This window comes from Pseudomonas sp. G7(2022), from assembly GCF_052660475.1.
In genome coordinates this window covers 6108300-6134108 of the sequence record NZ_CP109659.1, presented here as the reverse complement: position 1 = coordinate 6134108, position 25809 = coordinate 6108300, and the positions used below count along the sequence as shown (strand labels likewise).

Sequence of the window (25809 nt, the reverse complement as noted above, 5' to 3'; positions counted from 1 at the left end):
CCATCTGCAAGTGCAGTCTGGAAAAGGCCTACCCTAGTGGTCGCAATTGCAAATGACTATCCCCTTTTTGCATTTTCGAGTCCTGGCGGCCGGGGAATTGTCGGAAATGGCGGCAGGAAAAATCCCGAATGCGGGTATGATCGATTTTCTTCGACGAATGGTAAAAATTGCCGGCAGCCTTTACCCAAGGCGCTTGCAGGCGGAAAAAGCGGCTTTTTAGCTATTCATTGCACACGGAAAGTTGTTGCTCCGTGGTCTTTCTGGTATAAAGCAGCGCTCTTTTCTAGGGGCCCGGTTCCTTCGCTTGTAGGTGTAGCCGGTAAGACCTCTAAAGAATCGCGGCGCCTGGCGCCACAATGACTAGAGATTAAGCGGCCAACCCATGCCGGGTTGGGCATGTGGTTTTAGAGGGCTGAGGCATGTCTAGAGTATGTCAAGTTACCGGTAAGGGTCCGGTAACCGGGAATAACATTTCCCACGCAAACAACAAAACCCGTCGTCGTTTCCTGCCGAACCTGCAGCATCACCGCTTCTGGGTTGAAGAAGAGAAACGTTTCGTACGCCTGCGCGTTTCCGCCAAAGGCATGCGTATCATCGACAAGCGTGGCATCAGCGTTGTGCTGGCCGAGCTGCGTCGCGACGGCAAGGTTTAAGGGAGCTAATCATGCGTGAATTGATTCGTTTGATCTCGAGCGCCGGTACTGGTCACTTCTACACTACCGACAAGAACAAGCGTACTACCCCGGACAAAATCGAGATCAAGAAATATGATCCGGTTGTTCGCAAGCACGTGATCTACAAGGAAGGCAAAATCAAGTAATTGATTTTTCCCGACTTACGAAAAAGGCCCGTATCTCACGATACGGGCCTTTTTTGTTGTCTGGCGAAAAGCCTCAGGCCTTCTGTTCGAAGATCACATAGACCTTGCGGCACGCTTCCAGCACTTCCCAGGTGCCACGGAAACCGGCGGGAATCACGAAGCGGTCACCGACACGCAGGGTCTTGGCGTTGCCTTCGCTGTCTCGCAGCACTGAAACGCCCTGGAGGATTTCGCAGTATTCATGTTCGGTGTAATTCACCGTCCACTGCCCAACCGCACCTTCCCACACGCCGACGCCCATTTGCCCGCAAGGGCTGTCGTACTGATTGAACACCGCCTGCTCGGGATCGCCCTTCAATACTTTGGCCGGGTCCGGGCGGTAGCGCTCGGCCTGGTCCATGGTCAGGCTGATGTCGACGACGTTCTGGATGTTCATTGTTGTTTTCTCCCGTGATGACGGCGCGGTGGCTTGAAAGGGCCAAAGTCTATGTTGATTAAATTGAACGCCGCAAGGCCGTATAAGGAGCTTATGTCAAATATATTGAAACAACCCCGGCCGCTGGTTTAGGGTGGCGGATGCCTTGGGCCGAAAAGCAGGCTGGCCGGGCAGTATTCCTGAGGACGACCGCGACGATCGCGGCGCTCGTATTGAACAAGAGGAGGACACTCGAATGACCACCCTGACTCGTGCCGACTGGGAACAACGCGCCCGCGACCTGAAGATCGAAGGCCGCGCCTACCTCAACGGCGAGTACACCGATGCCGTCTCCGGCGAGACCTTCGAGTGCATCAGCCCGGTCGATGGCCGTCTGCTGGGCAAGATTGCCAGCTGTGACGCCGCCGATGCCCAGCGCGCCGTGGAAAACGCCCGCGCCACCTTCAATTCCGGCGTCTGGTCGCGCCTGGCGCCGACCAAACGCAAAGCCACCATGATCCGTTTCGCCGGCCTGCTGAAACAGCACGCCGAAGAACTGGCCCTGCTCGAAACCCTCGACATGGGGAAGCCGATCAGCGATTCGCTGTACATCGACGTGCCGGGCGCCGCGCAGGCGTTGAGCTGGAGCGGTGAAGCGATCGACAAGATCTACGACGAAGTCGCCGCTACGCCGCACGACCAGCTGGGTCTGGTAACCCGCGAGCCAGTGGGTGTGGTCGGCGCCATCGTGCCGTGGAACTTCCCGCTGATGATGGCCTGCTGGAAACTCGGTCCGGCGCTGTCGACCGGTAACTCGGTGATCCTCAAACCGTCGGAAAAATCCCCGCTGACCGCCATCCGCATCGCCGAACTGGCGGTCGAGGCCGGTATTCCGAAAGGCGTGCTGAACGTGCTGCCGGGCTACGGTCACACCGTCGGCAAGGCGCTCGCTCTGCATAATGATGTCGACACCCTGGTGTTCACCGGTTCGACCAAAATCGCCAAGCAACTGATGATCTATTCCGGCGAATCGAACATGAAACGCGTCTGGCTGGAAGCTGGCGGCAAGAGCCCGAACATCGTGTTTGCCGATGCGCCGGATCTGCAGGCCGCCGCCGAATCCGCCGCCAGCGCCATCGCCTTCAACCAGGGCGAAGTCTGCACTGCCGGTTCGCGTCTGCTGGTCGAGCGTTCGATCAAGGACAAATTCCTGCCGATGGTGATCGAGGCGCTGAAAGCCTGGAAACCGGGCAACCCGCTGGATCCGGCTACCAACGTTGGCGCGCTGGTCGATACCCAACAGATGAACACCGTGCTGTCCTACATCGAGTCGGGCCATACCGACGGCGCCAAACTGGTGGCTGGCGGCAAGCGCATTCTTCAGGAAACCGGTGGCACCTACGTCGAGCCGACGATTTTCGACGGCGTGAGCAACGCGATGAAGATCGCCCAGGAAGAGATCTTCGGCCCGGTGCTGTCGGTCATCGCTTTTGATACCGCCGAAGAGGCGATCAACATCGCCAACGACACGCCTTACGGCCTGGCGGCAGCGGTCTGGACTCAGGACATCTCCAAGGCACACCTGACCGCCAAGGCACTGCGTGCCGGCAGCGTGTGGGTCAACCAGTACGATGGCGGCGACATGACCGCGCCGTTCGGCGGCTTCAAGCAGTCGGGCAACGGCCGTGACAAGTCGCTGCATGCATTCGATAAATACACCGAGCTGAAGGCGACCTGGATCAAGCTGTAAGCCGTTGACGGGAGCCCGGTCACTCCAGGCTCCCTGACGAAACAGAGACCCTTGTGGGAGCGGGCTTGCTCGCGAAGGCGGTGTGTCAGTCAGCAATAATGTCGACTGTCAGACTGCATTCGCGAGCAAGCCCGCTCCCACATTGGTTTTGTGTGAATAAAAATTATCCACAGGAGCGTGGACCATGCGTTGGGCGACGTATTTCGCCGTGTTGGCGTCTGTCTTGAGTGTTGGCCTGACCCTCGGTGTCAGCATGCCGCTGGTGTCGTTGCGTCTGGAGGGCTGGGGTTACGGCTCGTTCGCCATTGGTGTGATGGCCGCGATGCCGGCCATTGGCGTGTTGCTCGGGGCGAAGATTTCCAGTCATCTGGCGGCGCGTTTCGGCACGGCGAACCTGATGCGCCTGTGCCTGTGGGGCGGCGCATTGTCCATCGGCCTGCTGGCACTGCTACCGAGCTACCCGATCTGGCTGGTGCTGCGGTTGATGATCGGGGTGATCCTGACCATCGTCTTCATCCTCGGCGAAAGCTGGATCAACCAACTGGTGGTCGAGCAGTGGCGCGGGCGGCTGGTGGCGCTGTATGGCAGCAGTTATGCGCTTAGCCAACTGTCCGGTCCGTTGCTGCTGGGCGCACTCGGCACCGCGCATGATTACGGCTTCTGGGTCGGCGTCGCTCTGCTGATTGTCTCGCCGCTGTTGCTGCTGGGTCGCAGCGGGGCGCCGAGCAGCGAGGCCAGTAGCGTGACGTTCGGTGATCTGTGGGGCTTCAGTCGCGAGCTGCCGGCAATTGCCTGGGCGGTGTCGCTGTTCGCCGCGTTCGAGGCGATGATTTTGACCCTGTTGCCGGTGTATTGCCTGCAACAAGGCTTTACGGCAGAAATGGCGCTGGCGATGGTCAGCACCGTGGTGGTGGGCGATGCGCTGCTGCAATTGCCCATCGGTGCATTGGCCGACTACCTGTCTCGGCGGACCTTGTTCGCCGGTTGCGCCGTGGTGCTGATGCTGTCGAGTCTGGCGATCCCGATGCTGATCGACACCTTGCTGATCTGGCCGCTGTGGGTGCTGTTCGGCGCCAGTGCCGGTGGCTTGTTCACCTTGTCGCTGATCCTGATCGGCGAGCGCTACCGTGACGATGCGCTGGTGCGCGCCAATGCACATGTCGCGCAACTTTGGGGTGTCGGTTGCCTGATCGGGCCGTTGGCGGCGGGGGCGGGCAGTCAATGGATCAGCGGGCACGCGCTGCCATGGTTTATGGCGGCCGGGGCGTTCGGGCTGGTGATACTGCTGTTGCGGCAAGGTGCGTTCGGCAAGGTGCCGGAGCCTGCCTGAGGATCCGACCGGGGCGGATCGCTACAGCATCCGCTCCAGCCCCACCGTGGTGCTGAACCACGCATTGACGCGCCGCCACCAGCTGCCGGGCTCCTTGGTCAAGGTGTGCATCTGGCCGTTGTCCTCGGTGACCCATACCACTTTCCCGTCTTGCAGTTTCGCCTCGTAGCTCAGCGCCGGGGCCATGCCTTGCAGGGCCAGTTCCCGCACATGGGCTGCCAGTTCGGGGCTGTCCACCAGCACCCCGACTTCGGTGTTCCACAGCACCGAGCGGGGGTCGAAGTTGAACGAGCCGATGAACGCTTTCTTTCCGTCGAAGATCATCGCCTTGCTGTGCAGGCTGGAATCCGAGCCGCGAAACGACTTGCTGTAAAACAGATGCGGGCCGCTGCCGAAGTTATCCCCAGGCTGGCGCCGCAGCTCGAACAGTTTCACGCCATGTTCCAGCAACGCCTTGCGATACGGCGCATAACCACCGTGTACTGCCGGCACATCGGTGGCTTCCAGCGAGTTGGTCAGCAGGCTCACCGATACGCCCGCATCGGCCCGGCCGGTGAGGTAAACCAGCCCCGGCTGGCCCGGTACGAAGTAGGCGGAAATCATCATCAGTTCCTTGCTGACACCCCGCAGTTCCGGTGCCAGTTGCGTGGTCAGCAGCAGTTGCGGATCGGGCTCGCCGTCCGCCAGCACCTTGCTCGGTGCATCCCACAACGCCTGGTTCCACGCCCAGATCAGCTCTCGGCGCCAGATGTCCATGCGCGGGTGGGTGGTGAAGGTCATCAACTGCTGATAGAGCGCGTGATTTTGTTTGCGGGTTTCCTCGAGGGATTCTTCCAGGCGCGTGCGGGTGTTCTGCAGGTCTTTGGCCGAGGGTTTGCTGGAGAGGAATTCGTCGATCGGTTTGCTCAGGGCGCTGTTCCAGTACTGGTCGAAACTGTGTCCGAGCTGCTCGGCGACCGGTCCGACGCTGAGCATGTCGATGTCGGTGAAGTTCAGATTGGGCTCGGCATCGAAGTACTCGTCACCCAGATTGCGTCCGCCGACGATCGCGGCGCTGTTGTCCGCCAGCCACAGTTTGTTGTGCATCCGCCGGTGTTGCTGCGACAGGTTGAACAGCCGGCCTGCGGCGCGGGTCACGCCGGTGCTGCGGCCCAGGTGCAATGGATTGAACAGGCGGATCTGGATATTCGGATGCGCCGCCAGCGTGGCGATGATCAGGTCGAGACCGTCGCTGGTGGTGTCGTCCAGCAGGATGCGCACCCGCACGCCACGGTCGGCGGCCTTCAGCACTTCTTCCACCAGCATTCGCGTGCTGATGCCGTCATGGACGATGTAGTACTGCAGGTCGAGGCTGCTCTGGGCGTTGCGGATCAGTTCGGCGCGGGCGGTGAAGGCTTCGGTGCTGTTGGACAGCAGGCGAAAGCCGGACTGGCCCTTGTAGGGAGCCGCCTGGGCCTGGATCGAGCGGCCGAACGCGGAGTCGGACGCCGGCAAGGCCTGGCTCGATTCGCGCGGTACGTCGATAGACGCACAACCGCCAAGGAACGAGGCGAGTACCAGCAGAGCGAGTAGGGGCTGTCTGAAGCTCACGTGGGATTGTTCCGGTTGGCGGCAGGGTTGGGCATATGGACGCTGTTTGCTCGTGAAAAGTCAGTCGGCTTCCGCCAGCAATCTGATTGCCGTTGCACCGACTTTGCGCACCGCCTCTTCGATCAGCGGTGTAGGTTTGGCACCGTAGTTCATGCGCAGGCAATTGCGGTACTTGCCCGAGGCGGAAAAGATGCTGCCGACGGCAATCTGTACGCCTTGGTCGTGCAGCGCTCGATTCAGTTTCAGGGTATCGAAACCTTCCGGCAGTTCGACCCAGAGCATGAAGCTGCCTTGCGGACGGCTGGCGCGGGTGCCTGCCGGGAAATAACGGGCCACCCAGTCGATCATCACGTCGCGATTGCGCTGGTATTGCGTGCGCACCCGCCGCAAATGCGGTTCGAAGTGCCCTGCCTTGAGAAATTCGGCGATGGCGATCTGCGGCTGTGGGGCGGTGGAGCCGGTGCTGATGTATTTCATGTGCAGTACCCGCTCAAGGTATCGACCCGGCGCGACCCAGCCGATGCGCAATCCCGGCGCGAGCGTCTTGGAGAACGAGCTGCACAGCAACACGCGGCCATCCTCGTCGAAGGATTTGATCGTGCGCGGACGCGGGTAGGTGTAGGCCAGCTCGCCATATACATCGTCCTCGATGATCGCGACGTCGAAGCGCTGGGCCAGATTGAGCAAGGCCCGCTTGCGCGACTCCGGCATGATGTAACCGAGCGGATTGTTGCAGTTGGGCGTGATCTGGATGACCTTGATCGGCCATTGCTCCAGCGCCAGTTCCAGCGCTTCGAGGCTGATGCCGGTGAGCGGGTCGGTGGGGATTTCCAGGGCTTTCATGCCCAGCCCTTTGAGGGTCTGCATGGCGCCGTGAAAGCTTGGCGATTCCACCGCGACGATGTCACCCGGCTCGCAGATCGCGTGGATGCTGGTGGACAGCGCTTCATGGCAACCGGTGGTGATGACGAGGTCGCTGGCGCTCAACTGGCAGCCGGAATCGAGCATCAGCCGGGCGATCTGTTCGCGCAGTTCGAGGGAGCCGTGGATGTTGTCGTAATACAGACCGGGCATGTCCTGGCGGCGGCTGATACGGGCCAGTCCGCGCAGCAGCGGTTTCATCGTCGGTGACGAGATGTCCGGCATGCCGCGACCGAGTTGCACCACGTCCTTGCGCGGCACCGTGCGAATCAGTTCCAGCACCTGATCCCACTGGGAAATTTCCACCGGGCGCTGGGCCGGGCGCCCGACCGCCGGCAGTTCCGGCAGCTCGCGGCCGACCGGCACGAAGTACCCGGATTTGGGCTTTGGCGTGGCCAGGCCGCTGTCTTCCAGCATTCGATAGGCCTGCTGCACCGTGCTCAGGCTGACCCCGTGTTCTACGCTCAAGGCGCGCACCGACGGCAGGCGATCACCAGGACGGTAGAAGCCTTGTTCGATGCGGGTGCCGAGCAGTTCGGCGAGGTTCACATACAGGGTCATGGCACTGCCTCGATGCAGGTGATTCGAAAAACCAGTACAGATGCGGCGTAAATCGACAATTCAGTCCCGGAGACAGCAAATCTGTATGGAAATAATACAGATGTGTTGAATCTGTAATGCTTTTGTCGGCCCGCGCATCATGGAATCTCTGGCTACCCAAGTAAACAGGAGCGACAAAAATGAACGGCTTGAGCGATGTGCGGCTGACGTTACACAGTCAGGAACTGGAGGCAGGGCAACAGGACAACGCGCGCAACGAGATGCTGCGCAACGCGCCGTCCGGCCTGAACCGCTGGGGCCTGTTCTGGCATCGTCTGCACACACGCAAAGCGCTGCTGGGCCTGACGGCGGAGCAGCTCAAGGATGTCGGGCTGACTCGCGAACAGGCGCTGGAGGAGGGGTTGAAGCCGTTCTGGCGGATCTGAATCTTCAGAACTCATGAGGTCCATTCGCGAGCAGGCTCGCTCCCACAGGGGTTTGCATTCCAAGGTGGGAGCGAGCCTGCTCGCGATGGCGGCCTCAGGATGCTACAAAACCATCAGACCAGTTCTTTAAGGCGATGCCACAACATCCCCAACGCCAGCAACGGCGAGCGCAGATGCTTGCCACCGGGGAAGGTGATGTGGGGCACTTTGGCGAACAGGTCGAAACCGCCGCTGTGCTGGCCGCTGATGGCCTCGGCCAGCAACTTGCCCGCCAGGTGCGTGGCATTCACCCCGTGACCGGAATAGGCCTGGGCGTAATACACGTTCGGCTGATCGCTTAGCCGGCCAATCTGCGGCAGACGGTTGGCTCCGATGCCGATCATCCCGCCCCACTGATACTCGATTTTCGCCGAAGCCAGTTGCGGGAACACTTCGAGCATCTTCGGCCGCATGTACGCGCCGATGTCCTTCGGATCACGACCCGAGTAATGGCAGGCGCCGCCGAACAGCAGACGACGGTCCGCCGAGAGGCGGTAGTAATCCAGCGCCACCCGTTGGTCGCAGACCGCCATGTTCTGTGGCAGCAGGGCGTGGGCCTGTTCTTCGCTCAGCGGTTCGGTGGCGATGATATAGCTGCCGGCGGGCAGCACCTTGCCGCTGAGTTGCGGATTCAGATTGTTGAGATAGGCGTTGCAGCCGAGCACCAGAGTCTTCGCCCGCACCGAGCCTTGCTTCGTGTACACCCGGACTTCAGGGCCGTAGTCGATGCGGGTGACCGCCGATTGTTCGAACAGCTTCACCCCCAGTTGCTGCGCCGCGGCGGCTTCGCCGAGTGCCAGGTTCAATGGATGCAGATGCCCGGAACCCATATCGATCAGGCCGCCGACGTAGCGTCTGGAACCGACCACGGTGTGCATCTCGCTCGCTTGCAACAGTCGGGTTTCATAGCGGTAACCGAGACCTCGGAGTTCTTCGGCATCCTCGGCAAAACCCTCGAGATCGCGGGGTTTGTTGGCGAGGTCGCAGTAGCCCCAGGTCAGGTCGCAGGGGATCTGAAAACGCTCGACGCGTTGTCGGACGATTTCCACCGCTTCCAGGCCCATGAGTTTCATCTGGCGCACGCCGTCGGTGCCGATCACGTTGGCGAACTGGTCAAGGCCGTGACCCACCCCGCGAATCAATTGCCCACCATTGCGGCCGCTGGCGCCCCAGCCAATCCGGTGCGCTTCCAGCAGCACGACGCTCAGGCCGCGATCTGCCAGCTCCAGCGCGGTGTTCAGCCCGGAGAAACCGCCGCCGACCACGCACACGTCCGCGATCAGCTCGCCTTGCAGCACCGGATGGTCGGGCTGCGGCAGGCTGCTGGCGGCGTAGTAAGAGGCAACGTGGGGTTGGCTCGCGAAGGCTTGGGCGCGGGCATTCATGGGCGTCATCCTGAACGGGTGTCGAGAAAATTTGACGGAGCATAAGCCGCAGGCCCGAGGCCGGGCAACATTGGTCGGCCCGTGGTGTCTGGATCACGGCTTTTGCGGCACAATTGCCGCCTATTTCGCTCCGGTTACCGCTGCAATGAGCTGCAACAGTCAGAAAATCCGCACCCTGCGTCAGCAGATTCCCACGTTCGAGTGCGTGCCGGGCTGTCATGACTGCTGTGGGCCGGTGACCACCTCGCCCGAGGAAATGTCCCGCCTGCCGCGCAAGACGCGTGCCGAGCAGGACGCGGCCATGGAAGAACTCAACTGTGTGCACCTGGGGCCGAACGGCTGCACGGTGTATGACGAACGGCCGCTGATCTGCCGCTTGTTCGGCACCACCCAGACCTTGCCGTGCCCCAACGGCCGTCGGCCGGTGGAGCTGATTCACCCACGGGTCGAGAAGCAGGTGTTCGAGTACATGGCCGAGAACCGACAGGTGCTGGTCTGAGCGTTCAGTCCGGAATCGGCAGGCTCAGGCTCTCTTTCACTTCTTCCATCACGATGTAGCTCTTGGATTCGCGTACGTGCGGCAGCTTGAGCAGGATGTCGCCCAGCAGCTTGCGGTACGAGGCCATCTCGGAAATCCGCGCCTTCACCAGATAGTCGAAATCCCCTGACACCAGGTGGCACTCCAGTACGTGGGGCAATTTCAGCACCGCGCGTCGGAACTCTTCGAAAGTATCGCCGGACTTGTAGTCGAGGCTGATCTCGACGAACACCAGCAGACTCCCCTTCAAGTGCTGCGGATTCAGGCGGGCGTTGTAGCCCATGATGATCCCCTCACGCTCCAGGCGTCGCACCCGCTCGGTGCAGGGCGTGGTGGAGAGCCCGACTTTCTCGCCCAGTTCAGTGAATGAAATCCGCCCGTCCGCCTGCAGGATCCGCAAGATGTTGCGGTCGATCTTGTCCAGCTCACGTTTGGTCTGAGTGTTGGTACGCATAGGGGATGCGCCTCCGTGAAAAGGGTTTTTGCCGAGAATTGTCGCCAAATATAGGCGCTTATACAGTGAAAAGCACTGGCGAATCTTTTTTACACTGCGCGCATCATTGCTCTGACAACAGACGTACGCGGCACGCCGCGAGAGGGATACAAAAATGCGCGTTATGGTCTTGGGTAGCGGCGTCATCGGTACCGCCAGTGCTTACTATCTGGCCCGTGCCGGGTTTGAAGTGGTGGTGGTCGACCGGCAGCCCGCCGCGGCCATGGAGACCAGTTTCGCCAACGCCGGCCAGGTCTCGCCGGGCTACGCCTCGCCGTGGGCCGCGCCGGGCGTTCCGCTCAAGGCCATCAAATGGCTGCTGCAACGCCACGCGCCGCTGGCGATCAAGGCCACCGCCGACATCGACCAGTACCTGTGGATGGCGCAGATGCTGCGCAACTGCACCGCCAACCGTTACGCGGTGAACAAGGAGCGCATGGTGCGTCTGTCCGAGTACAGCCGCGACTGCCTCGACGAATTGCGCGCCGAAACCGGCATCGCCTACGAAGGTCGCAGCCTGGGCACCACCCAGCTGTTCCGCACCCAGGCTCAGCTTGATGGCGCCGCCAAGGACATCGCCGTCCTGAAAGAGTCCGGCGTACCGTTCGAAGTCCTCGACCGCGCCGGCATTGCCCGCGTCGAGCCGGCGCTGGCCAGCGTCACCGACATCCTCGCCGGTGCCCTGCGCCTGCCGAACGACCAGACCGGCGACTGCCAGATTTTCACCACCCGCCTCGCCGAAATGGCCGTGAACCTGGGTGTGGAATTCCGTTTCAACCAGGACATCCAGCGCCTCGACTTCGCCGGTGACCGCATCAACGGCGTGTGGATCGACGGCAAGCTGGAAACCGCCGACCGCTACGTGCTGGCCCTCGGCAGCTACTCGCCGCAACTGCTCAAGCCGCTGGGCATCAAGGCCCCGGTCTATCCGTTGAAGGGCTACTCGCTGACCGTGCCGATCACCAACCCGGCCATGGCCCCGACTTCGACCATCCTCGACGAGACCTACAAGGTCGCGATCACTCGTTTCGACAACCGCATCCGCGTTGGCGGCATGGCGGAGATCGCCGGTTTTGACCTGTCGCTGAACCCGCGTCGGCGCGAAACCCTGGAGATGATCGTCAACGACCTTTATCCTCAGGGCGGCAATCTGGCCGAAGCGAGTTTCTGGACCGGTCTGCGTCCAACCACGCCGGATGGCACGCCGATCGTCGGCGCCACCCCGTTCAAGAACCTGTTCCTGAACACCGGTCACGGCACCCTCGGCTGGACCATGGCGTGTGGCTCCGGTCGCTTGCTGGCTGACCTGATGGCGAAGAAAAAGCCGCAGATCAGCGCCGAAGGCCTCGATATTTCCCGTTATGGCAACAAGACCCAGGAGTCCGCAAAGCATGGCAATCCAGCGCCAGCTCACCAATGAGCGCATGAGTCAGATCGTCAGCCACAACGGTACGGTGTATCTGTCCGGGCAGGTCGGCGATGACTTCAACGCCGGTGTCGAACAGCAGACCCGCGACGTACTCGCCAACATCGAGCGTCTGCTCGATCTGGCCGGCACCGACAAACAGCATCTGCTGTCGGCGACGATCTATCTGAACGACATCGAGGCGCACTTTGCCGGCATGAATTCGGTGTGGGATCAGTGGCTGCCCAAAGGCGCCGCGCCGGCCCGTGCCACGGTTGAAGCGAAGATGGCCAAGCCGAGCATCCTGGTCGAGATCTCCATCGTCGCCGCGTTGCCGTAACACGTTGTAAAGATCCCTCTCCCGGTGCTGTTGGCGGTTCACGCCGCCAGCCAGCGCCGGTTTTTATTCCATGACCGCCAAGAAGTCTGCTGCCATGCGTCCTGCCCGTGCCCTGATCGACCTTCAAGCCCTGCGTCACAACTACCGTATCGCCCGCGAAGTCACCGGTGCCAAGGCATTGGCGGTGATCAAGGCCGATGCCTACGGCCACGGCGCAGTGCGATGTGCCCAGGCGCTGGAGGCTGAAGCGGATGGCTTCGCGGTGGCCTGTATCGAAGAAGCCCTGGAGCTGCGTGCCGCTGGCATTCGTGCGCCGGTGCTGTTGCTTGAAGGTTTTTTCGAAGCCGATGAGCTGGCGCTGATCGTCGAGCACGATTTCTGGTGTGTGGTGCATTCGCTGTGGCAGCTCGAAGCGATCGAACAGACGACGTTGAGCAAACCGATCACTGTGTGGCTGAAGCTCGATTCGGGCATGCACCGTGTCGGCCTGCATCCCAAGGATTACCCGGCGGCTTACCAGCGTCTGCTGGCCAGCGGCAAAGTGGCGAAAGTCGTGCTGATGAGCCACTTCGCCCGTGCCGATGAGCTGCACGAGCAGAGCAGCGCCGATCAGGTTGCAGTGTTTGAAGCGGCACGTCAGGGCCTGGCAGCCGAAGTCAGCCTGCGCAACTCGCCGGCGGTACTGGGCTGGCCACAGATTCACAGCGACTGGGTGCGTCCGGGCATCATGCTTTACGGTGCCACCCCTTTCGAAGAAGCCAACGCCGTGGCCGAGCGCCTGCAACCGGTGATGACGCTGGAGTCGAAAGTCATCAGCGTACGTGAATTGCCTGCCGGTGAACCGGTGGGCTATGGCGCCAAATTCATCACTGACAAACCGATGCGCATCGGCGTGGTTGCCATGGGTTATGCCGACGGTTACCCGCGTCAGGCACCGACCGGCACCCCGGTGCTGGTGGCCGGCCAGCGCAGCCGCATTCTTGGCCGGGTGTCGATGGACATGCTGTGCATCGACCTGACCGATGTGCCGGAAGCCGGCCTGGGTTCGACCGTCGAGCTGTGGGGCAAGAACATCCTCGCCAGCGACGTGGCGAAGTGGGCGGATACCATTGCGTACCAGATCTTCTGCAACCTGCGCCGGGTGCCAAGGCTCTATTCCGGGGGTTGAAGCCCGGGCCGGGCCCAAGTGTTGTAAATACTGAACGCTGTCGCCATGATAACGCTCAATATTTCTACAACACTCAGGAGGCCCAAGCCTTGGACGTCGGTGAACGACTGCAATCGATCCGCAAGCTCAAAGGGCTTTCCCAGCGTGAACTCGCCAAGCGCGCGGGCGTCACCAACAGCACCATTTCGATGATCGAAAAGAACAGTGTCAGCCCTTCGATCAGTTCGCTGAGGAAGGTGCTGGGCGGGATTCCCATGTCCATGGTCGAGTTCTTTTCCGAAGAAATCCTCCAGGAAAAACCGACCCAGATCGTCTACAAGGCCAACGAGCTGATCGACATTTCCGACGGCGCCGTGACCATGAAACTGGTCGGCCGCGCACACCCGAGCCGGGCCATCGCGTTTCTCAACGAAATCTATCCACCGGGCGCCGACACCGGCGAAGAAATGCTCACCCACGAAGGCGAAGAAACCGGAATTCTGGTGGAGGGGCGCCTGGAACTGGTGGTGGGCCTTGAAACTTTTATCCTCGAAGCCGGCGACAGCTACTACTTTGAAAGTACCAAGCCGCATCGTTTCCGTAATCCGTTCGACGCGCCGGCGCGACTAATCAGCGCAGCCACGCCGGCGAACTTTTAAACCGAGAGACGCCAGGCCACTGCGGCAAAGGTGTCCGGACTGTTTGACCGATGCGCAACAAGACCCCTTTAACTTTGGGGTTGTTTCAGTGTGGCGGGCTACCCGCTATACTTGCGCCCGCCTGCGAACCGTGGCCGCAGGCGTGAATAGCCACCATTGAGGGTGAACGCGTGAATCTAATTATGAAAATGCTGGCTGCACCAGCAACCGTACTGGCCCTCTGGGCTGTCAGCGCTCAAGCTGCGACGAATGACGACATTGCCAAACGCCTCGAGCCCGTCGGCCAGGTCTGTGTTCAAGGGCAAGAGTGCAAGGGGATGGAAGTCGCTGCTTCGGCGGGCGGCGGTGGCGGCGCCAAGACGCCGGATGAAGTGATTGCCAAACATTGCAACGCTTGCCACGGCACCGGCCTGCTGGGCGCACCGAAAATCGGTGACGCCGCAGCATGGAAAGAGCGCGCCGATCACCAGGGCGGCCTCGACGGCATCCTGGCCAAGGCCATCACCGGTATCAACTCCATGCCTCCGAAAGGCACCTGCGCCGACTGCTCGGATGATGAGCTGAAGGGCGCCATCCAGAAGATGTCCGGCCTGAAGTAAGGCGCGCTTCTGACGAAAAAAACCGTCTTCGGACGGTTTTTTTGTACCTGCGATTCAGGCCCGAGGCTGTTCATTGCAGCAAACAACCGGCAATCTCGGTCGTACCCCTATTCACGGAACGGGCAGGAGGCTTCAGATGGTGCAGTTGTGTTCGATCGAACAAGCAGTGGACGACGTACTGGCACGGTTGCCGGCGCACATCCACATGGGCCTGCCGCTGGGGCTGGGCAAACCCAATCCCTTCGTCAACGCGCTGTACCGGCGGGTTGCCGGATTGCCTGAACGGCAGCTGACGATCTACACCGCCCTGTGCCTCGGCCGTCCTGCCCTGGGCGATGGTTTGCAAAAGCGCTTCATCGAGCCCTTCGTCGAGCGGGTGTTCGGTGATTACCCGGAGCTGGAGTTTCTTGCTGACCTGCGCCGCGACAGTCTGCCGGCCAACATCCGTATCGAGCAATTTTTCATGCAGCCCGGCAGTCTGCTCAACAGCGCGCGGGCCCAGCAGGATTACGTCAGCAGCAACTACAGCCACGCCGCCCGTGACATCAACGCCGCCGGCCTGAACCTGGTGGCGCAGTTGCTCGCCAGCAGCAGTGAACATCCCGATCGCCTGAGCCTGAGCTGCAACCCGGACATCACCCTCGACCTGTTCCCGATGATCGCCAAACGCCGGGCGGCGGGGGAGACCATACTGCTGGTCGGTCAGGTGCACACGGAGTTGCCGTACATGCCCGGCGACGCCGAAGTGGATATCGACACCTTTGACCTGCTGATCGACGAAAAGGACAGCAGCACACTGTTTTCCACGCCGAACATGCCCGTCGGCTTTCAGGATCACTTCATCGGCCTGCACGCCAGTACGTTGGTGCGCGACGGCGGCACGTTGCAGATCGGTATCGGTTCGATGGGCGATGCGCTGACCGCCGCGTTGCTGGCGCGTCAGGCCGACAATACCGGCTACCGGGAGTTGCTGGCCGATATGAATCTCGGTCAGTGGGCGCAACTGATCGAACGCGAGGGCGGCATCGAGCCGTTCGCCAAAGGCCTTTACGGTTGCAGCGAAATGTTCGTCAACGGCCTGCTGGTACTGGCGGACGCGGGGATCATCCGGCGCAAGGTCTACCCTGACGTGCAGACTCAGGAACAGGCCAACGCCGGCACCCTCGACGAGGCCGCGCAAACCGACGGCATTTCAGTGCACGGCGGTTTCTTCCTCGGACCGCGCAGCTTCTATGAGCGATTGCGCGAACTGCCCCACAGCAAACGTCTTGAATTCAACATGACCCGCATCAGCTACATCAACGAGCTGTACGGTCAGGAAGAGCTCAAGCGCCTGCAGCGCATTGATGCTCGATTCATCAACACCGCATTCACCATGACCCTGCTCGGCGCAGGGGTGTCCGATCAGCTCCAGGATGGTCGGGTGCTCAGCGGCGTCGGCGGGCAGTACAACTTCGTCGCCCAGGGCCATGCGCTGCACGATGCGCGGTCGATCCTGCTGCTGCGCAGCTGGCGCGAATCCGGCGGCGATGTCAGTTCGAACATTGTCTGGGAATATGGCCACTGCACGATTCCACGGCACCTGCGCGACATCGTGGTGACCGAGTACGGCATCGCCGATCTGCGCGGCAAGTCCGATGCAGTGGTGATCGAGGCGTTGCTCAATATCAGCGACTCACGCTTCCAGCAGGGCCTGATCGAGCAGGCGCAGAAGGTCGGCAAGCTGCCGAAGGATTTTCGACTCGATCCGCGCTTTACCGACAACACCCCACAACGCTTGCAGGCGATTGCCGCGCGGCATCCGAACCTGTTTCCGGAGTATCCGCTGGGCTGCGATTTCACTGAGGTCGAGAAGGATCTGTTGCGGGCGCTGAACTGGCTCAAGAGCAAGTTCAAGCTGACCGAGATTCTGGAGCTGGGCAAGGCAGCGCTGGACGCGCCTGAGGCTTCGCTGTATCCGGAGCATCTGGCGCGCATGCAGCTCACCCATCCGGAAGGCCTGAAGGAAGACCTGTTTCAACGGTTGTTGCTCAGTGGCCTGAAGGCCACCGCGCAATAGTGTTCACCGTAAAACCAACTGTGGGAGCAAGCCCGCTCCCACAGGGATAATGCGATGAAGCCGGGGTTATTCGATGAAAGTAACCACGCCATCCTTCAGCGATTTCACGCGAGCCAGCGACTCGACGCGGTAACCCTGCGAATCAAGCTCCGCACGGCCGCCCTGAAACGACTTCTCGATCACGATGCCCAGGCCCGCGACGGTGGCGCCGGCCTGCTTGATGATCGAAATCAGCGCCTGGGACGCCTTACCGTTGGCCAGGAAGTCGTCGATGATCAGCACGCGGTCGCTGCTGGTCAGGTGACGCGGGGAGATGGCGACGGTGCTTTCGGTCTTCTTGGTGAACGAGTAAACGGTTGCCGACAGCAGGTTTTCAGTCAGGGTCAGGGACTGTTGCTTGCGGGCGAAGATCACCGGGACGCCGAGGTTCAGACCGGTCATGATCGCCGGGGCGATGCCCGACGCTTCGATGGTGACGATCTTGGTGATGCCGGAATCCTTGAACAGCGAGGCGAACTCGTCGCCGATCAGCTTCATCAGGGCCGGGTCGATCTGGTGGTTCAGGAAGGCGTCGACCTTCAGGACCTGGTCGGAAAGCACAATGCCTTGTTCGCGGATTTTCTGGTGCAATGCTTCCATGAAGCTGTCCTCTGTTGGCGCTTTGTGCGCCGAAGGTCTAGTAAAAAAGTGGTCAATTCTAGCGCTTTAACATCGCGCGTATATCAGCCAGTGCGCTGTTGCCCCGCACGGCTTTGACTTCGGTCGGTGTGTCGTCGTTGCCTTCCCAGGCCAGGTCGTCCGGCGGCAGCTCATCGAGGAAGCGGCTGGGCGCGCAGTCGATGATCTCGCCGTATTGTTTGCGCTTGGCGGCGAAGGTGAACGCGAGGGTCTGGCGCGCGCGGGTAATGCCCACGTAGGCCAGGCGGCGTTCTTCTTCGATGGTGTCGGCTTCGATGCTGGAGCGGTGCGGGAGGATTTCCTCTTCCATGCCCATGATGAACACGTAAGGGAATTCCAGTCCCTTGGACGCATGCAAGGTCATCATCTGCACGCCTTCGGCGCCGTCCTCTTCTTCCTGTTGACGTTCCAGCATGTCACGCAGGACCAGTTTGCCGATGGCGTCCTCGACGGTCATTTCGCCGTCTTCGTCTTTTTCCAGGGTGTTCTTCAAGGCTTCGATCAGGAACCAGACGTTGCTCATCCGGTAGTCCGCGGCCTTGTCGCTGGAACTGTTGGTGCGCAGCCAGTTCTCGTAGTCGATGTCCATGACCATGCTGCGCAGGGCCGAGATCGGGTCTTCGCCGGCGCATTGCTCGCGCACCTTGTCCATGAAGCGCTTGAAGCGCGACAGACGATCGGTGAAGCGGCTGTCCAGATGCTCGCCCAGGCCGAGTTCGTCGGTGGCGGCGTACATCGAAATCTTGCGTTCGGTGGCGTAGTTGCCGAGTTTTTCCAGGGTCGTCGAGCCGATTTCCCGGCGCGGTACGTTGATCACCCGCAGGAAGGCGTTGTCGTCGTCCGGGTTCACGATCAGGCGGAAGTAGGCCATCAGGTCTTTCACTTCCTGGCGGCCGAAGAAGCTGTTGCCGCCGCTCAAACGGTACGGCACCTGGTGGTGCTGCAGTTTCAGCTCGATCAGCTTGGCCTGGTAGTTACCGCGATAGAGGATCGCGAAATCGCTGTACGGGCGGTCGGTGCGCAAGTGCAGGCTGAGGATTTCCATGGCCACGCGCTCGGCTTCGGCGTCCTCGTTGCGGCAGCGGATCACGCGGATCTCGTCGCCGTGGCCCATCTCACTCCACAGCTGCTTTTCGAATTCGTGCGGGTTGTTCGAGATCAGCACGTTGGCGCAACGCAGGATGCGGCTGGTGGAGCGGTAGTTCTGCTCCAGCATCACCACTTTCAGGGACGGATAGTCGTCCTTGAGCAGCATCAGGTTTTCCGGCCGCGCGCCGCGCCAGGCGTAGATCGACTGGTCGTCGTCGCCTACCACGGTGAACTGGTTGCGCTTGCCAATGAGCATTTTCACCAGCAGGTACTGGCTGGCGTTGGTGTCCTGGTATTCGTCGACCAGCAGGTAACGCACCTTGTTCTGCCACTTTTCGAGGATGTCGGCGTGCTCTTCGAAGAGTTTTACCGGCAGCAGGATCAGGTCGTCGAAGTCCACCGCGTTGAACGCCTTGAGCGTGCGCTGGTAGTGGGTGTAGACGATGGCGGCGGTCTGTTCCTTGGGGTTGCGGGCGTTTTCCAGGGCCTGGGCCGGCAGGATCAGGTCGTTTTTCCAGGCGCCGATCATGTTCTTGATCTCGTCGACGCCGTCGTCGCCTGCGTATTCCTTCTGCATGATGTCAGTCATCAGCGACTTGACGTCGGTCTCATCGAAGATCGAGAAACCGGGTTTGTAGCCCAGCCGTTCATGTTCCTTGCGGATGATGTTCAGGCCCAGGTTGTGGAAGGTGCAAACGGTCAGGCCGCGACCTTCACCTGGACGCAGCAGGGTGCCGACCCGTTCCTTCATCTCGCGCGCGGCCTTGTTGGTGAAGGTCATGGCGACGATGTACTGGGCGCGAATGCCACAGTTCTGGATCAGGTGCGCGATCTTGCGGGTGATCACGCTGGTCTTGCCGGAGCCGGCACCGGCGAGCACCAATAGAGGGCCGCCGACGTAGTTCACGGCTTCTTGCTGCCGGGGATTGAGTCGGGACATACGAAAATTCGGGAGTCGTTGACGAAATGGGCCGGCATTTTAACAGGCTCAGCGATTTGTGCTGCTCTCTCCGACTTGTGACGTACCACGCGATTCAAATTTGCCGGTTTTGTTACTTTCACGCAGGATGCGCGGTGATTTTGCGGCTAATGTACTCATTCGTGACACAAAATAACGTTTTGATAACCGTTGTCATTGGTCATTGTTCTTCGCAACGGCATAATGCCCGCCGCCCACATCATTGCAGAGTCTAGGGAGTCAGCTTGTCTACGCCTGTCGAACCCTTGCGTTTGCTGCTACTGGCCGAAGAGCCAGCGTGGACAGCGTTATTGCGCGAGTGTCTGGCTCCGATGGGGAGCGCAGCGGTGCTGATCAGCGCGCCAAGCTGGGAGTCGGTCAGCACTCTGTTCGAAGACAACCGCCATGCGGTGCTGTTGACCGTTCCCGCGTTGCAGCCGGCGCCCGGCCGGTGCAACCTGCCGACGGTGTTGCTGCTGGAGCACGAACCGGCGACCGCGCCCGACGGCGTCAGCGACTGGCTGGTGTTCGATGCCCTCGATGCCGGCATGCTGCGGCGTTGCCTGCGCCATGTGCGCGAACGCGGCGTGCTGGAAAACACCCTGCAACGTCTGGCGGAGCAGGATCCGCTGACCGGTATCGCCAACCGCCAGGGCTTTCAGACCTTGCTGGCGGCGCGCCTTGCCGAAAATGACGGCCGTGGCCTGGCCCTCGGCCATCTCGATCTCGATAACTTCCGCTACGCCAACGATGCCCTCGGCCACCAGGCCGGCGACCGCTTGATCCTGCAAGTGGTCGCCCGGCTGAAAAGTCAGCTGGAGGCCGGCGATCAACTGGCGCGTCTGGGCAGCGATGAATTCGCCCTGCTGATCGACACCCGTCGCGCCCCGCAACGGGCCGAATGGATGGCTGAGCGTATTACCGAAGCCTTGGCCGAGCCTTACTGGATCGACGGTGAAAGCCTGTTGATCGGTTCCAGTCTGGGCATCGCCCATGCCCGTGCGCAGGGGGGGGCCGATCCATTGATGTGGCACGCGCACATTGCCATGCAGCAGGCCAAGAGCACTCAAGGCTGCACCTTTCACATCTTCAACGAACGGATCAACCGCAACGCCCGGAGCATTGCCGACCTCGAAAGTGAGTTGCGCCGGGCGCTGCGCCGCGACGAACTGGAGCTGCATTACCAGCCGCGCCTGAACCTGCAGGACGGCCAGATCGTCGGCCTCGAGGCGCTGGTGCGCTGGCGTCACAGTGAACGCGGTCTGCTGCCGCCGAGCGAATTCGTGCCGCTGGCCGAGCAGAGCGGTCTGATCGTGCCACTGGGTTACTGGGTCATTTCCCGGGCCCTGCGCGACATGCAGGCCTTGCGCGAACGCGGATTGCCGGCGCTGCACATGGCGATCAACCTGTCGTTCCGCCAGTTCCAGGACAGCCAGTTGCTGCCGACCCTCAGCCGTTTGATTGCGGAGCGCGGGGTTGAGGCGCAATGGCTGGAATTCGAACTCACCGAAACCGCCGTGATGCGTCGCAGCGATCTGGTCAAGCAAACCATGGACGCCCTCGGTCGCCTCGGTGTGCGTTTTTCGCTGGATGATTTCGGCACCGGGTTCTCGTCGTTCGTGCACCTCAACAGCCTGCCGATCACCTTGCTGAAGATCGACAAGAGCTTCGTTGGCGGCATGGAACAGCGCGAAGAGAACCGCAAACTGGTGCACGCGATGATCAACCTTGCCCACAACCTGCACCTGGAGGTGGTGGCCGAAGGGGTGGAAACCCGGGAGCAACTGGATCTGTTGCGCGGGTTCGGCTGCGATCAGGTGCAGGGTTACCTGATCAGCAAGCCGTTGCCACTGGCGGAACTGGTTGACTATCTGATTGCTGACGCCAGCCAGCCTCCGCTGGGGATCGTGGTTTAGCTTCAAATCTCTGTGGGAGCGAGCGTGCTCCCGCAGGGAAACTCACTCGGGCTGAGCGATTTTGAAGCCTTGAGATTGCGGTTCCAGTCGAATCATCCGCTTCATCTTCCATTCGAACGCCAGCGTCAGGCTCACCGCCGCGCAGGCCAGCCCCAGCGCCAGACCCCACCAGACGCCGGTCGGCCCCCAGTGCAGATGAAACGCCATCAGCCATGCTGCCGGCGCGCCGATCAGCCAGTAGCAACCGAGGCCGACCAGGAAAGTGGTCTTGGCATCCTTGAGTCCGCGGATGCAGCCCATGGCAATCGTCTGGGTGCCGTCGAACAGCTCGAACCACGCCGCGACAGCCAGCAGGCTCACCGCCAGGCGGATGACCTCGGCGAACGCCGGGTCGTTATGGTCGAGGAACAAGCCGACCAGCTGATTCGGCAGCAGCCAGAACACCATCGCGAACCCCAGCATCACCACTGCACCAAAGACGATGCCGACGCGCCCGGACATCCGCGCATCGCTCAATTGCCCGGCGCCGTAATGCTGGCCGACGCGCATGGTGATCGCATACGACATCCCCGCCGGAACCATGAACGCCACCGAGACGATTTGCAGAGCGATCTGGTGCGCCGCCAGTTGGGTGCTGCCCATGGTGCCCATGCACAGCGCCGCGAAGGCGAACAGGCCGACTTCCACCGCGTAGGTGCCGCCAATCGGCAGGCCCAGGCGCCAGAGTTCTTTCAGGTACTGGCGGTTCGGCCGCGACAGGCCCTGGCGCAGCGGGTAAGCGTCATAGGCCGGATGCCGTCGGATATGCCACGCCAACCCCAGCGCCATGCAGTTGGCAACAATCGCCGTAACCAGTCCGATCCCCGTCAGCCCCAGTTTCGGCAGGCCGAACATGCCGGTGATCAACGCGTAATTGAGCAGGAAATTGGCCACGGTGCCGGCGAGACTGATGACCATCACCGGCGTTGCGCGGCCGATGGCACTGGTGAAACCGCGCAGGGCCATGAAGCTCAGGTAGCCGGGCAGGGCGAACGGCAGGGCGATCAGAAATTGCCCGGCGGCGTTGACGTTGGTCTCGGTCTGGCCGAACAGCAACAGCACCGGTTTCAGATTCCACAGCAGCAGCCCGGCGCCCAGCGCCATCAGCCACGCCAGCCACAGTCCGGCCTGGGTCAGCTTGGCGGCGCCGAGAATGTCGCCGGCGCCCTGACGGATTGCCACCAGGGTGCCGACCGCCGCGATCACACCAATGCAGAAGATCGACACGAATGAATAGCTCGCCGCGCCCAGACCGCCGCCGGCCAGTGCTTCGGGACTGAGGCGCGCCATCATCAGGGTGTCGGTCAGCACCATCAGCATGTGCGCCAACTGCGAGGCGATCAACGGCCCCGCCAGCCGCAGGATGGCCCAGAGTTCGTTATGCACAGGACGCTGCATGGTGTTCACATCCTTATAAAAGAGGGAGCAAGAGACAGTCGATTCTCAGGGTTTGGCGCAGGTTGCACAAAGGGATAAAAAGGATGGGTGGCATGATTAAAACTCATCCTGCCGCGATTCTGCTAAGTTGGCGCAATCCCGCCATTGGAGTGCTGTGCATGTCCCGTCGTCTTCCACCCTTGTATGCCCTGCGCGCATTCGAAGCGGCGGCACGCCACAGCTCGTTCACCCGCGCAGCCGAAGAGCTTTCGATTACGCAGAGTGCGGTCAGCCGGCATATCCGCACGCTCGAAGAGCACTTCGCCTGCCGGCTGTTCCATCGCAGCGGACGCAATCTGCAACTGACCGAATCGGCGCGCCTGCTGTTGCCCGGCATCCGTGAAGGTTTTGCGGCGCTTGAGCGAGCCTGCAATACGTTGCGTGCCGAAGATGACATCCTGCGCATGAAAGCCCCATCGACCCTGACCATGCGCTGGCTGCTGGCGCGGCTCAGTCGCTTCCGCCATTTGCAGCCGGGTAACGAGGTGCAGCTGACCAGTGCCTGGATGGACGTGGACTCGGTGGACTTCAACAACGAGCCTTTCGATTGCGCGGTGCTGTTGAGCGACGGGCATTTTCCGCCGGACTGGGAGGCCAGTTTGTTGTTCCCGGAAGAACTGATCCCGGTCGGGGCGCCCAACCTGCTCAATGACCAGCCCTGGGATGTGGCGCGACTGGCCGCCACCGAATTGCTGCACCCGACCCCGGATCGTCGCGACTGGCGCAGCTGGCTGGAGCACATGGGGTTGTCCGATCAGGTGTCGCTCAAGGGCGGGCAGGTGTTCGATACCCTGGAACTCGGGATGATTGCGGCCGCCCGTGGCTATGGGGTTTCCATGGGCGATCTGCTGATGGTGGCCGAGGATGTCGCGCAAGGGCGCCTGAGTCTGCCGTGGCCAACGGCCGTTGCCAGCGGACTGAATTATTACCTGGTGTGGCCAAAGACCCGTCCGGGAGGTGAACGTTTGCGCCGACTCAGCGACTTCCTGCAAGGCGAAGTCCACGCCATGGTGCTGCCGCAGGTCGCGCGCTTGAGCTGAAACGTTCGAGCCGCCACAATGCAGGCCCGGGGCCATACCCCTGCTGTGCGCTCAAGTATTCGCGTTTACCGCCGAATATGTCCAAGTGGAACCGTCGTGCCGGTTCCACGCATCACCCCCATTATTAGAATTTTCCGAGCCGCGATCAGGGAGGATCCGCAGACTCGGCCAGGAGCTGTCCATGTCTCAACCTCGCGCTCGGATCGCCTCGCAGCTGGGCCTCGCGCTCGCCGTGATACTGGCGATAGTCATCAGCGGCAGTACGGTGTTCGCCCTGCGTTCGCTGGATACCGCCAACCTCGCCACCCGTGAAGAACACCTGGCCAGCGAAGCCCGCCTGCTCGCCGACCAGTTGAGTACCTTCCACGGCACGCTGCGTGAAAGCACCCAGCGCCTCAGCGGGCTGTTCGAGAAGCGCTTCAGCGCGGGCCTGAGCATTCACCCGGACGAGCCGGTCAGCGTGGCGGGCACCCAGACCCCGGGCCTGCACCTGGGTAGCGAAGTGTTGAACAACAACTTCAAGGAAGTCGACGAATTCAAGCAGATGACGGCGGGCGTTGCCACGCTGTTTGTGCGCAGCGGCGAAGACTTCGTGCGGGTCAGCACCTCGCTGACCAAGCAGGACGGCAGCCGCGCCATCGGCACCTTGCTTGATCACGCTCACCCGGCCTACGCAAAGTTGATGGCGGGGCAGGGCTACGTCGGTCGCGCGCTGCTGTTTGATCGTTCCTACATGACTCAGTACACCCCGGTGCGCGACAGCAGCGGCAAGGTGATCGCGGTGTTGTTCGTCGGTTTCGATTACACCGACGCGCAGAACGCCCAGTTCGACAACCTCAAGCGCTTCCGCATCGGCCAGACCGGCTCGCTGGCGCTGCTGGACGAAAAGAACCAGTGGCTGGTGGCGCCGGCCGGCGTACAGGCGCTGGATCAAGCGGTCCCGGTGATCAACGGTCTGGCGAAACCACCGGGTAAAGGCCGCTTCTGGAGCGACAAGTCCGAAGACTTCTACAGCATCGCCGTGCCGTTCGAAGGCGGCCCGTGGTCGGTGGTGGCGAGCATGCCGAAAGCCGAGATCCGCGCGGTGACCTGGAGCGTCGGCACTCAGCTGGCCATCGGCAGCCTGCTGGCGATGCTGCTGGCAGTCGGCTCCGTAGTCTGGTTGTTGCGCAGCAAACTGGCGCCGCTGGGCGATCTGGTGCGTCAGGCTGAAGCCTTGGGTGCCGGTGATCTGAGCGTGCGTCTGAACGTGTCGAGCAACGATGAAATCGGCCAACTGGCCCGCGCCTTCAATCAGATGAGCCAGGCGCTGTCGACCATGGTCGAGCACATCCGCCGCGCCTCGGAAGAGGTCAACAGCCGTGCCCAGGCGCTGTCCGGTTTGTCCGGTGGCGCTTACGAAGGCATGGAGCAGCAGTCGGGCGAAATCACCAGCATGGCCGGCGCGGTGGAAGAGTTCTCCGCCACCTCGCTGAACATTGCCGACAACATGGGCAACACCCAGCGTCTGGCCCAGGAAAATGCCCAGCAGACCCAGATCGGTCGCAGCTCGATGGAAGAAGCGTCGTCCTCGCTGGAGCAGATTGCCGGTGCGCTGAACACCACGGCGACCGTGATCAACACCCTGGGTCAGCGCTCCCAGGAAATCGGCGGCATCGTCAGCGTGATCACCTCGATTGCCGAACAGACCAACCTGCTGGCACTCAACGCTGCCATCGAGGCGGCCCGTGCCGGCGAGCAAGGTCGCGGCTTTGCTGTGGTGGCCGACGAGGTGCGCAGCCTGGCTTCGCGTACCCGTCAGGCGACGGATGAAATTTCCAGCATGATTCACAGCATTCAGCAGGAAACCGGCAACGCCATCAGCACCATGGAGCAGGGCAACCTGCTGATGCAGGAAGGCCTGTCGCGTAACGCCAACGTGGCGTCGGCGCTGGCGCGGATCGATGAGCAGAGTCGTTCGGCCGGGCAGCAGTTTGCGGCAATCACCACTGCGACCCAGGAACAGAGCAGCACCGCGACGTTGTTGAGCAGCAATCTGCAGAGCATTGCGATGGCCAACAGCGAACAGCGCGAAGTGGTGTCGAACCTGGCGATCACCGCCAAGGAGCTGGAAGGCCTGGCAGCCGACCTGCGCCAGGAAGTCGACCGCTTCCGTTGATGTGGCAACAGTAACCTC

At 61.6% G+C, this 25809-nt stretch carries 24 protein-coding genes; 16 read left to right on the top strand and 8 right to left on the bottom strand.

Features of this window, described 5'->3' with window-relative positions; genetic code table 11:
• Positions 1-52 precede the first annotated feature (52 nt).
• The 3 genes from NE357_RS28205 to rpmG all read left to right on the top strand — a co-directional run bounded on the left by NE357_RS28205 (position 53) and on the right by rpmG (position 820).
• Positions 53-220, top strand: coding sequence for a hypothetical protein (locus tag NE357_RS28205; RefSeq protein WP_169432452.1), 168 nt, complete (start codon positions 53-55; stop codon positions 218-220).
• 199 nt (positions 221-419) lie between these two features.
• Positions 420-653: a 50S ribosomal protein L28 gene (gene rpmB, locus NE357_RS28200; protein WP_003177273.1), complete on the top strand. Its 234-nt coding sequence runs from the start codon at positions 420-422 to the stop codon at positions 651-653.
• An 11-nt stretch (positions 654-664) separates the two neighbouring features.
• Positions 665-820 carry a 50S ribosomal protein L33 gene (gene rpmG, locus NE357_RS28195; protein WP_003177274.1) on the top strand — a complete coding sequence of 52 codons (156 nt, stop codon included), beginning with the start codon at positions 665-667 and terminating at the stop codon, positions 818-820.
• Positions 821-893: 73 nt separating this feature from the next.
• Here the strand turns inward: rpmG and NE357_RS28190 are convergent, their stop codons facing one another.
• Entirely contained in the window at positions 894-1256 is a 363-nt protein-coding gene (locus NE357_RS28190; protein WP_169432451.1) for a cupin domain-containing protein, read from the bottom strand.
• Positions 1257-1491: 235 nt separating this feature from the next.
• Here NE357_RS28190 and NE357_RS28185 point away from each other — a divergent pair, with 235 nt between their 5' ends.
• On the top strand, positions 1492-2985 hold the full coding sequence (locus tag NE357_RS28185; protein WP_085708877.1) for an aldehyde dehydrogenase: 1494 nt from the start codon (positions 1492-1494) through the stop codon (positions 2983-2985).
• Positions 2986-3169: 184 nt separating this feature from the next.
• Entirely contained in the window at positions 3170-4315 is a 1146-nt protein-coding gene (locus tag NE357_RS28180; protein ID WP_169432450.1) for an MFS transporter, read from the top strand.
• 21 nt (positions 4316-4336) lie between these two features.
• Here NE357_RS28180 and NE357_RS28175 read toward each other — a convergent pair whose 3' ends face one another.
• Entirely contained in the window at positions 4337-5905 is a 1569-nt protein-coding gene (locus NE357_RS28175) for a phospholipase D family protein (RefSeq protein ID WP_169432449.1), read from the bottom strand.
• Between the two features lie 60 nt (positions 5906-5965).
• Positions 5966-7387 (bottom strand): aminotransferase-like domain-containing protein, encoded by a 1422-nt coding sequence (locus NE357_RS28170; protein ID WP_169432448.1) that lies wholly within the window; start codon positions 7385-7387, stop codon positions 5966-5968.
• A gap of 179 nt (positions 7388-7566) precedes the next feature.
• On the opposite strand from NE357_RS28170, the gene NE357_RS28165 reads away from it, so the two are divergent.
• The gene (locus NE357_RS28165; RefSeq protein WP_169432447.1) at positions 7567-7812 is read left to right on the top strand and encodes a DUF1127 domain-containing protein; all 246 of its coding nucleotides are present in this window, start codon (positions 7567-7569) and stop codon (positions 7810-7812) included.
• Between the two features lie 113 nt (positions 7813-7925).
• Here the strand turns inward: NE357_RS28165 and NE357_RS28160 are convergent, their stop codons facing one another.
• Entirely contained in the window at positions 7926-9236 is a 1311-nt protein-coding gene (locus tag NE357_RS28160) for an NAD(P)/FAD-dependent oxidoreductase (RefSeq protein WP_169432446.1), read from the bottom strand.
• A gap of 145 nt (positions 9237-9381) precedes the next feature.
• Between NE357_RS28160 and NE357_RS28155 the strand changes: the two genes are divergently transcribed.
• Positions 9382-9735, top strand: coding sequence for a YkgJ family cysteine cluster protein (locus NE357_RS28155; RefSeq protein WP_007954485.1), 354 nt, complete (start codon positions 9382-9384; stop codon positions 9733-9735).
• A gap of 4 nt (positions 9736-9739) precedes the next feature.
• Here NE357_RS28155 and NE357_RS28150 read toward each other — a convergent pair whose 3' ends face one another.
• Positions 9740-10228 carry an Lrp/AsnC ligand binding domain-containing protein gene (locus tag NE357_RS28150; RefSeq protein WP_003177284.1) on the bottom strand — a complete coding sequence of 163 codons (489 nt, stop codon included), beginning with the start codon at positions 10226-10228 and terminating at the stop codon, positions 9740-9742.
• 154 nt (positions 10229-10382) lie between these two features.
• On the opposite strand from NE357_RS28150, the gene dadA reads away from it, so the two are divergent.
• From dadA to NE357_RS28120, 6 genes are all read left to right on the top strand, one after another.
• A complete protein-coding gene (gene dadA / locus NE357_RS28145; RefSeq protein ID WP_085708888.1) occupies positions 10383-11687 on the top strand; it encodes a D-amino acid dehydrogenase in 1305 nt (434 codons plus the stop codon).
• Positions 11659-12012, top strand: a complete 354-nt coding sequence (locus NE357_RS28140; RefSeq protein ID WP_039765240.1) for a RidA family protein — start codon at positions 11659-11661, stop codon at positions 12010-12012. Before dadA ends, NE357_RS28140 begins: the two co-directional genes overlap by 29 nt.
• A gap of 94 nt (positions 12013-12106) precedes the next feature.
• Positions 12107-13180 (top strand): alanine racemase, encoded by a 1074-nt coding sequence (alr, locus tag NE357_RS28135; protein ID WP_169432720.1) that lies wholly within the window; start codon positions 12107-12109, stop codon positions 13178-13180.
• Between the two features lie 89 nt (positions 13181-13269).
• On the top strand, positions 13270-13818 hold the full coding sequence (locus NE357_RS28130) for a cupin domain-containing protein (protein ID WP_003229444.1): 549 nt from the start codon (positions 13270-13272) through the stop codon (positions 13816-13818).
• Positions 13819-14000: 182 nt separating this feature from the next.
• Positions 14001-14417: a c-type cytochrome gene (locus NE357_RS28125; protein ID WP_034152043.1), complete on the top strand. Its 417-nt coding sequence runs from the start codon at positions 14001-14003 to the stop codon at positions 14415-14417.
• Positions 14418-14553: 136 nt separating this feature from the next.
• Positions 14554-16476 (top strand): acetyl-CoA hydrolase/transferase family protein, encoded by a 1923-nt coding sequence (locus NE357_RS28120; RefSeq protein WP_169432445.1) that lies wholly within the window; start codon positions 14554-14556, stop codon positions 16474-16476.
• 66 nt (positions 16477-16542) lie between these two features.
• Here NE357_RS28120 and NE357_RS28115 read toward each other — a convergent pair whose 3' ends face one another.
• Positions 16543-17115: a xanthine phosphoribosyltransferase gene (locus NE357_RS28115; RefSeq protein ID WP_007920398.1), complete on the bottom strand. Its 573-nt coding sequence runs from the start codon at positions 17113-17115 to the stop codon at positions 16543-16545.
• 58 nt (positions 17116-17173) lie between these two features.
• A complete protein-coding gene (rep, locus tag NE357_RS28110; RefSeq protein ID WP_039765244.1) occupies positions 17174-19183 on the bottom strand; it encodes a DNA helicase Rep in 2010 nt (669 codons plus the stop codon).
• Positions 19184-19446: 263 nt separating this feature from the next.
• Between rep and NE357_RS28105 the strand changes: the two genes are divergently transcribed.
• Positions 19447-21117, top strand: a complete 1671-nt coding sequence (locus NE357_RS28105) for a putative bifunctional diguanylate cyclase/phosphodiesterase (RefSeq protein ID WP_169432444.1) — start codon at positions 19447-19449, stop codon at positions 21115-21117.
• Positions 21118-21159: 42 nt separating this feature from the next.
• On the opposite strand, the gene NE357_RS28100 is transcribed toward NE357_RS28105, so the two are convergent.
• Positions 21160-22554 (bottom strand): NorM family multidrug efflux MATE transporter, encoded by a 1395-nt coding sequence (locus tag NE357_RS28100; RefSeq protein WP_169432443.1) that lies wholly within the window; start codon positions 22552-22554, stop codon positions 21160-21162.
• Positions 22555-22712: 158 nt separating this feature from the next.
• Here NE357_RS28100 and NE357_RS28095 point away from each other — a divergent pair, with 158 nt between their 5' ends.
• Positions 22713-23633, top strand: a complete 921-nt coding sequence (locus NE357_RS28095; RefSeq protein ID WP_169432442.1) for a LysR substrate-binding domain-containing protein — start codon at positions 22713-22715, stop codon at positions 23631-23633.
• 181 nt (positions 23634-23814) lie between these two features.
• Positions 23815-25791: a methyl-accepting chemotaxis protein gene (locus NE357_RS28090; RefSeq protein ID WP_169432441.1), complete on the top strand. Its 1977-nt coding sequence runs from the start codon at positions 23815-23817 to the stop codon at positions 25789-25791.
• Positions 25792-25809 lie beyond the last annotated feature (18 nt).

Excerpts from the sequence above, each read along its gene's own strand:
- NE357_RS28205 (WP_169432452.1), top strand. The coding sequence starts at position 53 with ATGACTATCCCCTTTTTGCATTTTCGAGTCCTGGCGGCCGGGGAATTG.
- rpmB (WP_003177273.1), top strand. The coding sequence starts at position 420 with ATGTCTAGAGTATGTCAAGTTACCGGTAAGGGTCCGGTAACCGGGAAT.
- rpmG (WP_003177274.1), top strand. The coding sequence starts at position 665 with ATGCGTGAATTGATTCGTTTGATCTCGAGCGCCGGTACTGGTCACTTC.
- NE357_RS28190 (WP_169432451.1), bottom strand. The coding sequence starts at position 1,256 with ATGAACATCCAGAACGTCGTCGACATCAGCCTGACCATGGACCAGGCC.
- NE357_RS28185 (WP_085708877.1), top strand. The coding sequence starts at position 1,492 with ATGACCACCCTGACTCGTGCCGACTGGGAACAACGCGCCCGCGACCTG.
- NE357_RS28180 (WP_169432450.1), top strand. The coding sequence starts at position 3,170 with ATGCGTTGGGCGACGTATTTCGCCGTGTTGGCGTCTGTCTTGAGTGTT.
- NE357_RS28170 (WP_169432448.1), bottom strand. The coding sequence starts at position 7,387 with ATGACCCTGTATGTGAACCTCGCCGAACTGCTCGGCACCCGCATCGAA.
- NE357_RS28165 (WP_169432447.1), top strand. The coding sequence starts at position 7,567 with ATGAACGGCTTGAGCGATGTGCGGCTGACGTTACACAGTCAGGAACTG.
- NE357_RS28160 (WP_169432446.1), bottom strand. The coding sequence starts at position 9,236 with ATGAATGCCCGCGCCCAAGCCTTCGCGAGCCAACCCCACGTTGCCTCT.
- NE357_RS28155 (WP_007954485.1), top strand. The coding sequence starts at position 9,382 with ATGAGCTGCAACAGTCAGAAAATCCGCACCCTGCGTCAGCAGATTCCC.
- NE357_RS28150 (WP_003177284.1), bottom strand. The coding sequence starts at position 10,228 with ATGCGTACCAACACTCAGACCAAACGTGAGCTGGACAAGATCGACCGC.
- dadA (WP_085708888.1), top strand. The coding sequence starts at position 10,383 with ATGCGCGTTATGGTCTTGGGTAGCGGCGTCATCGGTACCGCCAGTGCT.
- NE357_RS28140 (WP_039765240.1), top strand. The coding sequence starts at position 11,659 with ATGGCAATCCAGCGCCAGCTCACCAATGAGCGCATGAGTCAGATCGTC.
- alr (WP_169432720.1), top strand. The coding sequence starts at position 12,107 with ATGCGTCCTGCCCGTGCCCTGATCGACCTTCAAGCCCTGCGTCACAAC.
- NE357_RS28125 (WP_034152043.1), top strand. The coding sequence starts at position 14,001 with ATGAAAATGCTGGCTGCACCAGCAACCGTACTGGCCCTCTGGGCTGTC.
- NE357_RS28120 (WP_169432445.1), top strand. The coding sequence starts at position 14,554 with ATGGTGCAGTTGTGTTCGATCGAACAAGCAGTGGACGACGTACTGGCA.
- NE357_RS28115 (WP_007920398.1), bottom strand. The coding sequence starts at position 17,115 with ATGGAAGCATTGCACCAGAAAATCCGCGAACAAGGCATTGTGCTTTCC.
- rep (WP_039765244.1), bottom strand. The coding sequence starts at position 19,183 with ATGTCCCGACTCAATCCCCGGCAGCAAGAAGCCGTGAACTACGTCGGC.
- NE357_RS28100 (WP_169432443.1), bottom strand. The coding sequence starts at position 22,554 with ATGCAGCGTCCTGTGCATAACGAACTCTGGGCCATCCTGCGGCTGGCG.
- NE357_RS28095 (WP_169432442.1), top strand. The coding sequence starts at position 22,713 with ATGTCCCGTCGTCTTCCACCCTTGTATGCCCTGCGCGCATTCGAAGCG.
- NE357_RS28090 (WP_169432441.1), top strand. The coding sequence starts at position 23,815 with ATGTCTCAACCTCGCGCTCGGATCGCCTCGCAGCTGGGCCTCGCGCTC.